We start from the raw sequence: 13,899 nt of genomic DNA on the forward strand, positions 1-13,899 counted from the left end.
CGAACCTCAGGCAGCCGGCGCCGGAACGTACGGCGTGAGTTCCGCCGCCAGTTCCTCGTGCACCCGCACCTTGAGCAGGGTGCCCTCCGGGGTGTGCTCCTCGGAGATCACCTCGCCCTCGTCGTGGGCGCGCGCCACCAGCTTGCCGTGCGTGTACGGCACCAGAGCCTCGATCTCGACCGACGGCCGCGGCAGCTCGTCGTCGATCAGCGCGAGCAGCTGGTCGATGTTCCGGCCGGTGCGGGCCGAGACGGCGATGGAGCGCTTCTCGATCCGCAGCAGCCGCTGGAGCACCAGCGGGTCGGCCAGGTCGGCCTTGTTGATCACGACGATCTCGGGTACGTCGGTGGCGCCGACGTCCCTGATCACCTCGCGCACGGCGGCCAGCTGCTCCTCCGGGTTGGGGTGCGAACCGTCCACCACGTGCAGGATCAGGTCGGAGTCGCCGACCTCCTCCATCGTGGAGCGGAACGCCTCGACCAGGTGGTGCGGCAGGTGCCGGACGAATCCGACGGTGTCGGCGAGCGTGTACAGCCGTCCGCTCGGGGTCTCGGCCCGGCGCACGGTCGGGTCGAGGGTCGCGAACAGGGCGTTCTCGACCAGCACACCCGCGCCGGTGAGGCGGTTGAGCAGCGAGGACTTGCCGGCGTTGGTGTAGCCCGCGATGGCGACGGACGGCACCTTGTGGCGCTTGCGCTCCTGGCGCTTGATCTCGCGGCCGGTCTTCATCTCCGCGATCTCCCGGCGCATCTTCGCCATCTTCTCGCGGATCCGGCGCCGGTCCGTCTCGATCTTGGTCTCACCGGGACCACGGGTGGCGAGGCCGCCGCCCTTGCCGCCGCCCATCTGCCGGGACAGCGACTGACCCCAGCCGCGGAGCCTGGGCAGCATGTACTGCATCTGCGCGAGCGCGACCTGCGCCTTGCCCTCTCGGGACTTGGCGTGCTGGGCGAAGATGTCCAGGATCAGGGCCGTACGGTCGATGACCTTGACCTTGACGACGTCCTCGAGGTGGATCAGCTGGCCCGGGCTGAGCTCACCGTCGCAGATGACGGTGTCCGCGCCCGTCTCCAGCACGATCTCCCGCAGCTCACCGGCCTTGCCGGAGCCGATGTAGGTGGCCGCGTCGGGCTTGTCGCGGCGCTGGATCACGCCGTCGAGCACGAGCGCGCCCGCGGTCTCCGCGAGGGCGGCGAGCTCCGCGAGGGAGTTCTCCGCGTCCTGCGCGGTCCCCGAGGTCCACACGCCGACGAGGACGACACGCTCCAGGCGAAGCTGGCGGTACTCGACCTCGGTGACGTCCTCGAGCTCGGTGGAGAGGCCCGCCACACGGCGCAGAGCCGCGCGCTCGGAGCGGTCGAACTGGTCGCCGTCCCACTCGGAGTCGATCTCGTGGCTCCAGGCGACGTCCTCTTCCATCAGGGCATCGGCCCGAAGACCCTCGGGGTAGGCGTGCGCGAGGCGCTTGGTGTCCTGGGAAGGGGAAGAAGAGGAGGTCATTGGATCCTTACGTAGCTGGGAAACCGTCTGCGGCGACGGAACGGGACCCGAGCGTCGGAGCGGGTCCGTCACCAGGAACAACGCACGAGTACCCCGGGGGATTCCCGTATCCCCCGCGCGGCCCGTGCCGTGCCGTCCTGAAGATGGTCGCACGGCACGGGGCGTCTCGTCACCGGCTTATCGACCTGCCGTTTCCGTCGCGGACTCCGGCTTACCGACCTGCTGTTTCCGTCGCGGGCGCCGGGTCGGCGGCCACCGGCTTCCAGTCCGGGTGACCGGGCATCGGCGGGGTCTTCTCGCCGTACAGCCAGGCGTGGAAGAAGCCGCTCAGGTCGCGCCCGGCGGTCTCGGAGGCGAACCGGACGAAGTCCGCGGTGGAGGCCGTGCCGTCCCGGTGGCGCGTCACCCAGGCCCGCTCCAGGCGCTCGAAGGCCGGGCGGCCGATCTCCTGGCGCAGCGCGTAGAGCACGAGTGCGGAGCCGTCGTAGACGCTGGGCCGGAAGATGCCCGTCTTCTGGCCGGGCTCGGGCACCTTGGGCGCGGCCGGCGGCCCGCCCGCGGCGCGCCAGCCGTCGGAGGCGCCGTAGGCTGCCTTCATCCGCTCCTGGAGCGACTTGCCCGCTTTCTCCTCCGCGTACAGGGCCTCGTACCAGGTGGCGTGTCCCTCGCTGAGCCACAGGTCGGACCAGGTGCGCGGGCTGACGCTGTTGCCGAACCACTGGTGGGCCAGCTCGTGCACCATGACCGACTCGACGTACCACCGGGGGTAGGCGGGTTCGGTGAAGAGCCCCGTGCCGAAGAGGGAGAGCGTCTGGGTCTCCAGTGCGAAGCCCAGGGGGGCGTCGGCCATGAGCAGCCCGTACGACTCGAAGGGGTAGCGTCCGATCTTGCTCTCCATCCAGGAGATCTGCGCCGGGGTCCTGGCCGCCCACGGTTCGAGCGCGGCGCGGTACCGCGTGGGCACGACGTCCCGTACGGGCAGCCCGTGCGGGCCGGTGCGGCGCAGCACCGTGGAGCGGCCGATGGAGACCTGGGCGAGCTCGGTGGCCATGGGGTGCCGGGTCCGGTACGTCCAGGTCGCCGATCCGCCCGTCCGCTGCACTCCGGCGGCCAGGCCGTTGGCGACGGCGGTGTGGCCGTCGGGCGCGGTGACGCGGATGGTGAACCGGGCCTTGTCGGAGGGGTGGTCGTTGCAGGGGAAGACCAGGTGGGCGGCGTCGGCCTGATTGGCCAGGGCGAGGCCGTCCGCGGTGCGCACCCAGCCGCCCTGCCGGTCCTTCGGGGAGGCGGGGACGCTGGTGTGGCGCACGGTGATCCGTGTCCGTCCGCCCTTGGCGAGGGGGGTCTTGGGCGTGATGACGAGGTCCTCACCGGCGCTGGTGAACGCCGCGGGTTTCCCGTCGACCTCGACCGAGCCGACCGTGCCGTGGGCGAAGTCGAGGTTGATCCGGTCCAGGTCGGCCGTGGTCCGGGTGTCGAGGGTGGTGACGGCCCGCAGCGGCTCGTCGTTCTTGCCGGAGTAGGTGAAGGACAGGTCGTACGACGTCACGTCGTACCCGGGGTTGCCCAAGTGGGGGAAGAGGCGGTCGCCGACGCCCAGCGGGACCGCGGGGGCGCTCGCGGCGACGAGGCAGACGGAGACGGAGGAGGCGAGCAGCGCCGTCGCCCGGAGCCGGCGGAATCCTCGCGCGTGCGGGCTTCGCGCGCCGGGGCGGGCGGTGGGGGTGTGAGGGGTGTGGGGCATGCCCCACGGCTATCAGCGGGGGCGCGCGGTACGACGGCGGCGCGCGCCCGGCGCACTCGAACGGGTAGGGGCGTGCCGTGCGCCCGGCGCACACCGGCAGAGGTGCCGCGCGGCGTGGCCTTCCCCTGTTCAGGCGCCCGGCGGCTGCGTCCGGCTCACGTCGAACACACCGGCCACCTTGCGCATCGCGCGCATCAGGGCGGGCAGGTGGGCGGCGTCCGGCAGCTGGACGGTGTACGTGTGGCGGACGCGCTGCCGGTCCGGGGGCTCCACGGTGGCGGAGACGATCTCGGCGCCCTCCAGGGCCATGGCTTCCGTCAGGTCCGCCAGGAGGTGCGGGCGGACGAACGATTCCGCGAGCAGGGTGACCCGGCACTCGGTGGTGTCGCCCCAGCGCACGCCGACCTCCGGGCGCCCCGCGCTCTTCATGCGCGCGACCGCGGCGCACCCCACGCGGTGCACGGTGACCACTCCCCCGCGGACGGCGAACCCGGTGACCTCGTCGGGCGGCACGGGCGTACAGCAGCCGGCCAGCCGGACCACGGCGCCCGGCCGGTCGACGAGGACGTCGGCACCGGGGCGGGCGGCGCTCGCGGCGGCGTGCGCGTCGGCGGAGGCGGGCCGTGGCAGGGCCCCGGCCCGTTCCGCTGCGGGCGCCGCCTCGGAGTCGCCGTGGTCCGGGTGGGCCGCCAGCCACCGCTGGATGGCGATGCGGGCGGCGGGCGTGTGCGCGTGCTCCAGCCAGGCGCGGGAGGGCTCGGAGGCCGGGTCCTGTCCCATGAGCAGCTGCACGGTGTCGCCGTCCCTGAGGACCGTGCTCAGTGTGGCCAGCCGCCCGTTGACGCGGGCGCCGATGCAGGCGTGCGCGTCCTCGCCGTACTGCGCGTACGCCGCGTCCACGCAGCTCGCGCCCTCGGGCAGGCTCAGCGCGCCGCCATCGGGCCGGAAGACGGTGATCTCGCGGTCCTGGGCGAGGTCCTCGCGCAGGGTGGACCAGAAGGTGTCGGGGTCGGGTGCGGCGCGCTGCCAGTCGAGGAGGCGGGAGAGCCAGCCGGGGCGGGTGGGGTCGGCGCGCTCGCCGTCGGCCGGGTCGTCGGAGGCGGGCGCGTCGGACGCCGGGGCGTAGGGGTTGCCGAGGGCGACGACCCCGGCCTCGGCGACCTTGTGCATCTGGTGGGTGCGGATGAGGACTTCGACGACCTGGCCGTCCTCGGCGGTGACCGCGGTGTGCAGCGACTGGTACAGGTTGAACTTGGGTACGGCGATGAAGTCCTTGAACTCCGAGACGACGGGCGTCATGCAGGTGTGGAGCTCGCCGAGGACGGCGTAGCAGTCGGCGTCCTCGTTCACCAGTACCAGCAGACGGCCGAAGTCGGCGCCGCGGAGCGGGCCGCGTGTGCGGGACACGCGGTGCACGGAGACGAAGTGGCGGGGCCGGATGAGGACGTCGGCCGGGATGTCGGCCTCGCGCAGGACGGCGCGGACGGCGTCGGCGGTCGTGGCGAGCGGGTCCTCGGCGCGGGCGGCGTTCTCGGCGATCAGCTCGCGCGTGTGCGCGTACTCGGCGGGATGCAGGACCGCGAAGACGAGGTCCTCCAGTTCGGTCTTGAGCGCCTGGACGCCGAGCCGTTCGGCGAGCGGGATGAGGACGTCCCGGGTCACCTTGGCGATGCGTTCCTGTTTCTCCCGGCGCATGACGCCGAGGGTGCGCATGTTGTGCAGCCGGTCGGCGAGTTTGATCGACATCACGCGGACGTCGTTGCCGGTGGCGACGAGCATCTTGCGGAAGGTCTCGGGCTCGGCGGCGGCACCGTAGTCGACCTTCTCCAGTTTGGTGACGCCGTCGACGAGGTAGCGGACCTCCTCGCCGAACTGCTCGCCGACCTGATCGAGTGTCACCTCCGTGTCCTCGACGGTGTCGTGGAGGAGGGAGGCGGTCAGGGTCGTGGTCTCCGCGCCGAGTTCGGCGAGGATGAGGGTCACGGCGAGCGGGTGGGTGATGTAGGGCTCGCCGCTCTTGCGCATCTGGCCGCGGTGCGAGGACTCGGCCAGCAGGTAGGCACGGCGCAGCGGTTCGAGGTCGGCGTCGGGGTGGTGGGCGCGGTGGGCCTCGGCGACATGGCCGATGGCGTCGGGCAGCCGGTCGCGGGCGGTGGGGCCGAGGAGCGCGGCGCGGCCGAGGCGGCGCAGGTCGAGCCGGGGGCGGGCCTTTCTGCGGGGCACGGTCGCGGCGCCGGTGACCGTGGGCATCACCGGGCCTGGGGTCGCAGGATTCGTGGCCTCCGCGTTCATGGGCACCTCCGGCTGCGTGAACCGGCGGACGGGGCGCCCCAGGGCGGACACGGCTCAGGGGACGGCATCGGTCCCCCGTCCGGGCCGGTGCTTGATGCTATCGAGCCCATCACGTGCGGCCGACCGCCTCTCGCCGAGCGTGAAACGGATCACCCATTCGAGCGATGCGCAGGGGGTTTACGTTTTCGTTCCGCGTACCCGGTACCGGGGTGCGGGCGCCGGGCACCCGGTCATCCCCTGCGGCGGACGGCTTCGTCCAGCCACTCGGGGTCGATCTCGCCCTCCGCGACGATCACCGCGGGGCCGGTCATCTCGATCTCGCCGTCGGGCCGCTCGGTGATCACGAGGGTGCCGCCGGGCACGTCGACGGTGTACGTCGCGGGGGTTCCGGTGACGGCGGGGTCGGCGCCGTCCCGGCGGGCGGTGGCGACGGCGACGGCGCACGCGCCGGTGCCGCAGGAGCGGGTCTCGCCGGAGCCGCGCTCGTGCACGCGCATCGCCACGTGGCCGGGGCCGCGGTCGACGACGAACTCCACGTTCACCCCGTCCGGGTAGGCGTCGGCCGGCGTGTACGGCGGCGGGGAGAGGAGATCGCCGGCGTGGGCGAGGTCGTCCACGAAGGCGACCGCGTGCGGGTTGCCCATGTTCACGTTCCGGGCGGGCCAGCTGCGCTCGCCCACGCTCACGGTCACGTCTCCCTCGGGCAGGACCGCCCGGCCCATGCCGACGGTGACGTCCCCGTCCTTGGCGATGTGCACGGTCTTCACGCCCCCGCGCGTGGCGACCGCGAGGTCGCCCTCGGCCGTGTGTCCGGCGCGCTGGAGGTAGCGGGCGAAGACGCGTACGCCGTTGCCGCACATCTCCGCGACGGAGCCGTCGCCGTTGCGGTAGTCCATGAACCATTCCGCCTCGGCCGCCAGGTGGGCGGCCTCGGGGTGCGCGGCGGACCGCACCACGTGCAGCAGCCCGTCACCGCCGATGCCCGCACGGCGGTCGCACAGGGCGGCGACGGCGGCCGGGGACAGGTCGACGGCGTTCTCCGGGTCGGGGACGATCACGAAGTCGTTCTCGGTGCCGTGACCCTTGAGGAAGGCGATCCGCGTGCTCATCCCTCGATCGTACGGGGTGGGGACGACAGCCCGGGCACGGCGTCGGCCTCGCGCGGACCGGACGCCGGGCGCGGTGCCGGACCGGGATGCGGTGCGCGGTGCCTGTCGGGGACGCCGGGCGCGGTGTCAGCCGCGGAGCCGGGCCACCCGCCACACGGCCAGGACGACGACGGCGGCGACCACCACGACGTACGCGAGGATCACCCGCCAGTCGGGGCGGCGTCCCGAGCCCCGCTGCGGCAGGCCGGGCCAGGCGTAGCCGACGCGGCGGGCGGCCATCATGCCCCAGCCGGCCGCGCAGGAGCAGATCAGCAGGCCCAGCATCGCGATCACGGCCCCGCTGTCGCCGAAGTCGAACGCCAGCGGGAAGGCGAACATCAGGGAGCCGAGCGCGCCCAGGCCCACGATGGGCGCGAGCTGCCAGATGCGCAGTTTGCGCTGGGGGCGCAGCTCGACCTCGACCTCTTCGCCGCCCGCGTACATCTCGTCGGGCTCGGGACCGTCGGCCGTGACGCCGCCCTGCGGTTCCTCGGGGCCGTCGGGGCTCAGCCGGGCCGCCCCGGCCTGCCCGGCCGTCCCGGTCTGCTCCGGTTCGCCGCGGTCGGCGGTGACGTGTTCGGTGCTTCGTGCGGTGTCGCGAGGGCCGGCCTCCATCGCCACGCGCCCTCCCAACTCGGACTCCACTTGGTCGATCGAAGCTTGATGATGGCACGGCGCCGGAGGCCGCGCTGACGGCCGGGGCCTCCCGATGCCATGACGTGATCAGGCTGTAACCGGTCGTTCGACCAACGACAGAGCGAGCCGCGGAAGTTCCGCGAGATCCTCCGCGGCCCCACTCAGCCAATGCACCCGCGGGTCCCGCCTGAACCACGAATCCTGACGGCGCGCGAAGCGTTTGGTGGCACGCACGGTCTCGGCCCGGGCCTCCTCCAGCGTGCACTCCCCGGCGAACGCCGCGAGGACCTGCTGGTAGCCGAGCGCGCGCGACGCCGTACGCCCCTCGCGCAGTCCCTGCGCCTCCAGTGCGCGCACCTCGTCGACGAGGCCCGCCGCCCACATCCGGTCGACCCGGCGCGCGATGCGGTCGTCCAGCTCGGGGCGGGGGACGTCGACGCCGATCTGCAGGGTGTCGTAGACGGAGTCGTGGCCGGGGAGGTTGGCGGTGAAGGGCTGCCCGGTGATCTCGATCACTTCCAGCGCCCGGACGATGCGGCGGCCGTTGCCGGGCAGGATCGCCCGCGCGGCCTCCGGGTCGACGGCGGCCAGGCGGGCGTGCAGCGCGCCCGGGCCGCGCAGCGCGAGCTCCTCCTCCAGCCGGGCCCTGACCTGCGGGTCGGTGCCCGGGAACTCCAGGTTGTCGACGGCCCCGCGGACGTAGAGGCCGGAGCCGCCGACCAGGATGGGCCAGCGTCCGGCGGCGAGCAGCGCGTCGATCCGCTCGCGGGCCAGGCGCTGGTACTCGGCGACGGAAGCCGTGACCGTCACGTCCCAGACGTCCAGCAGGTGGTGCGGGACGCCGCCGCGCTCCTCGGGCGTCAGCTTGGCGGTGCCGATGTCCATCCCTCGGTAGAGCTGCATGGAGTCGGCGTTGACGACCTCACCGCCGAGCCGTTGGGCCAGGAAGACACCCAGATCGGACTTTCCGGCCGCGGTGGGACCGACGACGGCGATGACGCGGGGGGCGGGGGATGCACTGCTCACCGCCCCAGTCTCCCAAACCTCTGAACTCCCTCTCGAACGAGTTACGTGACGGCGCGCTCTCGGGGTCGTTGCCTCGTTGCGAGGTTCCCGCCACCGGATCGCAAAGGCGGTGGCCCGGGGAGCGCAAACGGACGCACCGGGCAACGCGGGATTTCGCCCGCACGAGTAACGTATGGAGTTGATATGGGCGTTTTTGCACGGCTTCTTCGGAGGTCGAAGGCCACGGAGGAGGTGCCGGCCGCCGAGGCTCAGGCCGACGCGCCGGTCCCCGCGCAGCCGGAGGAGGCGGCGGAGAAGGCATCCGGCGACGCCGGGCCGGAACCGACGGCGCGGCCGGCGGGGACGGAGGCCGCCGGGGACGCCGGCTCCGAGGGCGTCGACATCCCCCAGCAGCAGTCCGCCGGGAAGGCCGCCGACAACGAGGCCGGCGAGGGCGCCCGCACGTAACCGCCCCGCCGGGGAAGGTGAGCCATGGGTCTGCTGGACAAGGCGAAGGGCAAGGTCGCGGACCTCGCGCAGCAGCACGGGGACCGGATCCAGCACGGTCTGGACAGGGCGGCCAAGGCCGTCGACGAGAAGACCAAGGGCAAGTACAGCGACCGGATCAGGACCGGTACGGGCAAGGCCAAGGGCGCCGTGGACCGCCTCGCGCACAAGGACGGCACCGCGGCGGGAACGGGCGGCGGCACGCCGGACACCACGCCGCCGGCCGGGCCACCGCCGGCTTCCTGACCGGCGTACCGGCGTCATCGGCGTACCGGCGTCATCGGCGGACGGCCGGGGGCACGACAGCCCCCGGCCGTCCGCCGTTCTGCGCGCTCGCGGGCCGGACGGCGCCGGGCCCTGCCACGACGCCCCGCCACGACCCCCGCTACGACCAGGCGGCCACGGCATACCCCACGCCGTAGGGCGCGTCCTCGTACAGGAGTGCGCCGCCGAGGGCCGTCCCCTCGGCGGCGCCCGCCAGGACCTGCCAGGGGGCCCGCCCGGACGCCTTCAGCTCCTGGGCGAGTCCCGTGTCCAGTGCGGCGAGGGCCGCCCCGTCCGCGGCCCCCAGCGCACGCGCGACCTCCGCGTCGAAGGGCGCCGCCCGCTCGTCGAGATACCCGGGCGCCTTGAGGGTGCGGCACGCGCTGGCGTCCCCCATCACCAGCAGCGCCACCCGCCCGGCCCGCGCCGCGACGTCCCGTCCGACGGCGAGGCACCGCTCGGCCGGGAGCGCGTCCCCGACCGTCAGCGCGTCGATCGGCGCGTCGGACCACCGGGTGCGCTCCAGCAGCCAGGCGGCCACGGCGAGCCCGTACGGCAGTCCGGTCCCGGCCGCCGCTTCCCCGCCGGACGCCGGGCGCTTGACCGGAGCCGCGCCGGATCCCAGCCGTACGTCCAGGTCCACGCCGAAGCCGCGGAACGTCCCCGGCGTGCCCTCGGGGTACGCCGTCACGTCGTCGTGCTCGCCGGGTGCGACGACCACGAGCCGGTCGGGCCGGGCGGCGGCCAGCACGCCCAGCGCGTCCGTGCACGCGGCGCGCGCGGGGTCCAGCTCGGGTGCGGCGCCCGCGGCGACCTCGGGCACGAGGAGGGGCGGGCAGGGGCAGACTGCGGCGGCGACAAGCATGATCGGCAGCGTAACGCCGTACGGCTGCCGGCGGGCACCGGGCACCCGCCGGGCCGACCGTCGGGCGCGGTCGGCGCGCCGCCCTCACTCCTCGATCAGCACGTCCGTCAGATCGATCACCGTCAGGACGAGCACCACCAGCTTGCCGTCGCTGATGACGTACTCGACGAACAGGTTCCGCGACAGGGCGATCTCGCGGGTCGACTCGTCGTCGCCGACCGGGTGCGAGAACTTGTGGCGCGGGTCGGCGAGCAGGATGGCGAGCCCTCGCTCCAGCACCTCGCGCCGGTCGGCGGGAAGGCTGTCCCTCACGCGTGCCGCGCGCTCGGTGAACTCCACGCTGTACGGCATGAGGCCCTCCTTCCCGCCGCGCCCGCCGGTCAGTCGCAGCCGCAGCCGCTCGCGGCGACCGGCAGCGGCTCGGGCGCGCCGATCTTCGGCAGGCCCAGCATGACGCCGGCCGGCCTGGCCTGCTCCGCCGCGTTCCGCTTCTCCCAGGCGTCGCCCGCGCGCGTGCGGCGCACGTCCAGCACCGGGCCCTCGGCGAGGAGGTGGTGCGGGGCCGCGTAGGTGACCTCCACGGTGACCACGTCGCCGGGGCGGACCTCCTGCTCGGGCTTGGCGAAGTGCACCAGCCGGTTGTCGGGGGCGCGGCCCGAGAGGCGGTGGGTGGTGCCGTCCTTGCGGCCCTCGCCCTCGGCGACCATCAGCTCCAGGGTGCGGCCGACCTGCTTCTTGTTCTCCTCCCAGGAGATCTCCTCCTGGAGGGCGACCAGCCGCTCGTAGCGCGCCTGGACGACCTCCTTGGGGATCTGGTCCTCCATCTCGGCGGCCGGGGTGCCGGGCCGCTTGGAGTACTGGAAGGTGAACGCCTGCGCGAAGCGGGCCTCGCGCACCACGTGCAGCGTCTGCTCGAAGTCCTCCTCGGTCTCGCCGGGGAAGCCCACGATGATGTCGGTGGTGATCGCGGCGTGCGGGATGGCCTCGCGGACCTTGCGGATGATGTTCAGGTACCGCTCCTGGCGGTAGGAGCGGCGCATCGCCTTCAGGACCGTGTCGGAGCCGGACTGGAGCGGCATGTGCAGCTGCGGCATCACGTTCGGCGTCTCGGCCATCGCGGCGATGACGTCGTCGGTGAAGTCGCGCGGATGCGGGGAGGTGAAGCGGACGCGCTCCAGGCCCTCGATCCTCCCGCAGGCGCGCAGCAGCTTGCTGAACGCCTCGCGGTCGCCGATGTCGGAGCCGTAGGCGTTGACGTTCTGCCCGAGGAGGGTGATCTCGGACACGCCCTCGGCGACCAGAGCCTCGATCTCGGCGAGGATGTCGCCGGGCCGGCGGTCCTTCTCCTTGCCGCGCAGGGCGGGGACGATGCAGAAGGTGCAGGTGTTGTTGCAGCCGACGGAGATGGAGACCCAGGCCGCGTACGCGCTCTCGCGCCGCGTCGGCAGCGTGGAGGGGAAGGCTTCGAGCGACTCGGCGATCTCGACCTGGGCCTCTTCCTGCACGCGGGCGCGCTCCAGCAGCACCGGCAGCTTGCCGATGTTGTGCGTGCCGAAGACGACGTCCACCCAGGGGGCCCGCTTGACGATGGTGTCGCGGTCCTTCTGCGCCAGGCAGCCGCCGACCGCGATCTGCATGCCGGGGCGCTTCGCCTTCTTCGGGGCGAGGTGACCGAGGTTGCCGTACAGCTTGTTGTCGGCGTTCTCACGGACCGCGCAGGTGTTGAAGACGACGACGTCCGCGTCGCCGTCGGAGCCCTCGGGGGCGCGGACGTACCCCGCGTCCTCCAGCAGCCCGGCCAATCGCTCGGAGTCGTGGACGTTCATCTGGCACCCGTAGGTGCGTACCTCGTATGTGCGTGTGCCGCCCACTGACTGGCTCCGGTCGATGCTGCTCATGGGGACAAGGGTAGGCGGTCGGCGGCAGTGGCTCGGCCGCCTGGGGACAACCGGGCTCAGGGCTCGATCAGGCCGGCGCGGATCGCGTAGCGGGTGAGTTCCAGGCGGTCGCGCATGCCGAGCTTCTGGAGGAGGTTCGCGCGGTGGCGTTCGACGGTCTTGGCGCTGATGAAGAGCAGCTCGCCGATCTCCTTGGAGGTGTGCCCCTCGGCCACGAGTTTGAGGATCTCCTCCTCGCGCTCGGTGATCGGCCGCGCGGGCAGGCCGTCCCCGCGGTGCAGGCGCTCCAGGTAGGAGCGGACGAGGGCGCGTTCGGCGCCCGGGTAGATGAACGGTTCGTCGCGGACCGCCGACCGGCACGCCTCGACCAGGTCGCGGTCGGCGACGGACTTCAGGACGTAGCCGCACGCCCCGGCCTTGAGCGCCTCGAAGAAGTACTGCTCGTTGTCGTACATCGTCAGGATGAGGATGCGCAGGCCGGGCAGGCGGCGGGAGAGTTCGCGGGCGGCCTGGAGGCCGGTCGTGCGGGGCATGGCCACGTCGAGGACGGCCAGGTCCACCTCGGTGGTGCGGGCCGCGGCGACCGCCTCGGCGCCGTCGCCGGCCTCGGCGACGACCGTCAGATCGGGTTCGCCGTCCAGGATGAGGCGCACGCCGCGGCGGACGAGGGTGTGGTCGTCGGCGAGCAGGACGCGTATCGGGGGCTGTGCGGACATCCTCGGGGGCTGCGTCGGGGGTTGTATCGGGGGCTGTGCGGGCATCCTCGGGGGCTGCGTCGGGGGTTGTATCGGGGGTTGTGCGGGCATCCTCGGGGGCTGCATCGGGGGCTGTGCGGGCATCAGTGGTCTCCGGGGGCGGCCGGTGCGTGCGGGGCCGGGGGCGCGGCGCCGCCGGGGGCGGCCGGCAGGGGCGGACGGGCGGCGTCCGGGGTGGGGGCCGGTACCCGCAGGCGGATGTCCGTTCCCCGCCCGGGGGCAGGTTCCACGCGGAGCTCGGCTCCGGTCAGCAGGGCGCGTTCGCGCATGCCGCGGATGCCGGCGCCCTCCGTGGCGTCGCCGAGGCCGGTGCCGTTGTCGCGGACGAGGAGTTCGACGCCGTCGGGCAGCGGGCGCAGGCGGAGCTCGGCGCGGTCGGCGCGGGAATGGCGGGCGGTGTTGGTCAGGCCCTCCTGGGCGACCCGGTAGATCACCAGTTCGGCCTCCGCGGTGAGCGGGGGCAGGTCGGCGGCGACCTGGTGACGCACGGTCAGCCCGTCGTGGCTGAACTCGGCCGCCAGCGAGCGCAGGGCACTGGCCAGTCCGAGTTCCTCCAGGACTCCGGGCCGCAGCCGGCGGGCGATACGGCGGATCTCGTCCAGGCCGGCCCGGGTGGCCTCCTGCGCCTGGGTGACGTCCTCGCGCAGCTCCCCGGGCACCCGGTCGGCGACCCGTTTGAGCTGGAGGAGGACGGCGGTGAGGGTCTGCCCGACCTCGTCGTGCAGCTCGCGGGCGATGCGGTGGCGTTCGCGTTCCTGTGCCTGCAGCGCGCGGGCGGCGCCGGCGGTCCGCTCCGCCTGGAGCCGGTCCAGCATGGTGTTGTACGTCGCGATCAGCTCCGCCGCCTCGGCCGGTCCGGCGACCGCCGGGCGGGCTCCGGGACGCAGCAGGTCCGCGGTGGCCATGGCCCGGCTCAGCCGTTGCAGCGGGACGAGCCCGATCCGCAGGACGGCCGCGTTGCCCGCCAGCAGCGCGGCGAGGCCCGCGAGCAGGATCAGCGCCTCGCCCGGCAGGACGGGGGTGGACACGGTGACCGGGCCCAGCAGCAGTGCCGTGGCGACGACCAGGCCCGTGGCGTTGAGCGAGAAGATCCGCCAGAACAGCGACACGGCCTTCTTCCCACTCCTCCCCGTCTTCGCGCACGGCTCCACCGGAACCAGACTCCCCGCCCCGGTCCGGCGGCGTATATCCGTCACGACACCCATATCGCCACCGTACGTGCGGATGGCAGCATGGCGGCGCCGCGAGCACGTCACGCAGGTGCGGCGTGTGCGGCGAGAACGGC

General features: G+C 73.4%; 13 protein-coding genes. 2 read left to right on the forward strand and 11 right to left on the reverse strand.

The genetic code is table 11. From position 1 onward, the window contains the following. Positions 1–6 precede the first annotated feature (6 nt). From hflX to miaA, 6 genes are all read right to left on the reverse strand, one after another. Positions 7–1,500 carry a GTPase HflX gene (gene hflX, locus ABZ340_RS23330; RefSeq protein ID WP_358783743.1) on the reverse strand — a complete coding sequence of 498 codons (1,494 nt, stop codon included), beginning with the start codon at positions 1,498–1,500 and terminating at the stop codon, positions 7–9. 211 nt (positions 1,501–1,711) lie between these two features. Further along, positions 1,712–3,244 (reverse strand): M1 family metallopeptidase, encoded by a 1,533-nt coding sequence (locus ABZ340_RS23335; protein WP_358783744.1) that lies wholly within the window; start codon positions 3,242–3,244, stop codon positions 1,712–1,714. A gap of 129 nt (positions 3,245–3,373) precedes the next feature. Then, a complete protein-coding gene (locus ABZ340_RS23340) occupies positions 3,374–5,536 on the reverse strand; it encodes an HD domain-containing protein (RefSeq protein WP_358783745.1) in 2,163 nt (720 codons plus the stop codon). A 230-nt stretch (positions 5,537–5,766) separates the two neighbouring features. Beyond that, positions 5,767–6,645: a diaminopimelate epimerase gene (dapF, locus tag ABZ340_RS23345; protein WP_358783746.1), complete on the reverse strand. Its 879-nt coding sequence runs from the start codon at positions 6,643–6,645 to the stop codon at positions 5,767–5,769. Between the two features lie 126 nt (positions 6,646–6,771). Then, a complete protein-coding gene (locus tag ABZ340_RS23350; protein ID WP_358783786.1) occupies positions 6,772–7,299 on the reverse strand; it encodes a hypothetical protein in 528 nt (175 codons plus the stop codon). Positions 7,300–7,407: 108 nt separating this feature from the next. Further along, positions 7,408–8,346: a tRNA (adenosine(37)-N6)-dimethylallyltransferase MiaA gene (gene miaA / locus ABZ340_RS23355; protein ID WP_358783747.1), complete on the reverse strand. Its 939-nt coding sequence runs from the start codon at positions 8,344–8,346 to the stop codon at positions 7,408–7,410. A 183-nt stretch (positions 8,347–8,529) separates the two neighbouring features. Here miaA and ABZ340_RS23360 point away from each other — a divergent pair, with 183 nt between their 5' ends. Both ABZ340_RS23360 and ABZ340_RS23365 read left to right on the forward strand, forming a co-directional pair. Beyond that, the gene (locus ABZ340_RS23360) at positions 8,530–8,793 is read left to right on the forward strand and encodes a hypothetical protein (protein ID WP_358783748.1); all 264 of its coding nucleotides are present in this window, start codon (positions 8,530–8,532) and stop codon (positions 8,791–8,793) included. A gap of 24 nt (positions 8,794–8,817) precedes the next feature. Beyond that, entirely contained in the window at positions 8,818–9,078 is a 261-nt protein-coding gene (locus ABZ340_RS23365) for an antitoxin (protein WP_358783749.1), read from the forward strand. 139 nt (positions 9,079–9,217) lie between these two features. Here the strand turns inward: ABZ340_RS23365 and ABZ340_RS23370 are convergent, their stop codons facing one another. The 5 genes from ABZ340_RS23370 to ABZ340_RS23390 form a co-directional block, all read right to left on the reverse strand. After that, entirely contained in the window at positions 9,218–9,961 is a 744-nt protein-coding gene (locus ABZ340_RS23370) for a class III extradiol dioxygenase subunit B-like domain-containing protein (protein WP_358783750.1), read from the reverse strand. 84 nt (positions 9,962–10,045) lie between these two features. Further along, positions 10,046–10,312, reverse strand: coding sequence for a hypothetical protein (locus tag ABZ340_RS23375; protein WP_358783751.1), 267 nt, complete (start codon positions 10,310–10,312; stop codon positions 10,046–10,048). A gap of 29 nt (positions 10,313–10,341) precedes the next feature. Further along, positions 10,342–11,859 (reverse strand): tRNA (N6-isopentenyl adenosine(37)-C2)-methylthiotransferase MiaB, encoded by a 1,518-nt coding sequence (gene miaB, locus ABZ340_RS23380; RefSeq protein WP_358783752.1) that lies wholly within the window; start codon positions 11,857–11,859, stop codon positions 10,342–10,344. A gap of 56 nt (positions 11,860–11,915) precedes the next feature. Then, positions 11,916–12,575, reverse strand: coding sequence for a response regulator transcription factor (locus ABZ340_RS23385; protein ID WP_358783753.1), 660 nt, complete (start codon positions 12,573–12,575; stop codon positions 11,916–11,918). A 122-nt stretch (positions 12,576–12,697) separates the two neighbouring features. Then, positions 12,698–13,723, reverse strand: a complete 1,026-nt coding sequence (locus ABZ340_RS23390) for a HAMP domain-containing sensor histidine kinase (RefSeq protein ID WP_358783754.1) — start codon at positions 13,721–13,723, stop codon at positions 12,698–12,700. Positions 13,724–13,899 lie beyond the last annotated feature (176 nt).

The sequence above is a fragment of the Streptomyces sp. NPDC006134 genome (genome assembly GCF_040628835.1).
In the GTDB taxonomy this organism is placed as follows: domain Bacteria; phylum Actinomycetota; class Actinomycetes; order Streptomycetales; family Streptomycetaceae; genus Streptomyces.

Coding starts and splice junctions, on each gene's coding strand:
- ABZ340_RS23370 (WP_358783750.1), bottom strand. CDS start 9,961: ATGCTTGTCGCCGCCGCAGTCTGCCCCTGCCCGCCCCTCCTCGTGCCC.
- ABZ340_RS23385 (WP_358783753.1), bottom strand. CDS start 12,575: ATGTCCGCACAGCCCCCGATACGCGTCCTGCTCGCCGACGACCACACC.
- ABZ340_RS23365 (WP_358783749.1), top strand. CDS start 8,818: ATGGGTCTGCTGGACAAGGCGAAGGGCAAGGTCGCGGACCTCGCGCAG.
- ABZ340_RS23350 (WP_358783786.1), bottom strand. CDS start 7,299: ATGGAGGCCGGCCCTCGCGACACCGCACGAAGCACCGAACACGTCACC.
- miaB (WP_358783752.1), bottom strand. CDS start 11,859: ATGAGCAGCATCGACCGGAGCCAGTCAGTGGGCGGCACACGCACATAC.
- ABZ340_RS23375 (WP_358783751.1), bottom strand. CDS start 10,312: ATGCCGTACAGCGTGGAGTTCACCGAGCGCGCGGCACGCGTGAGGGAC.
- ABZ340_RS23360 (WP_358783748.1), top strand. CDS start 8,530: ATGGGCGTTTTTGCACGGCTTCTTCGGAGGTCGAAGGCCACGGAGGAG.
- dapF (WP_358783746.1), bottom strand. CDS start 6,645: ATGAGCACGCGGATCGCCTTCCTCAAGGGTCACGGCACCGAGAACGAC.
- hflX (WP_358783743.1), bottom strand. CDS start 1,500: ATGACCTCCTCTTCTTCCCCTTCCCAGGACACCAAGCGCCTCGCGCAC.
- ABZ340_RS23335 (WP_358783744.1), bottom strand. CDS start 3,244: ATGCCCCACACCCCTCACACCCCCACCGCCCGCCCCGGCGCGCGAAGC.
- ABZ340_RS23340 (WP_358783745.1), bottom strand. CDS start 5,536: ATGAACGCGGAGGCCACGAATCCTGCGACCCCAGGCCCGGTGATGCCC.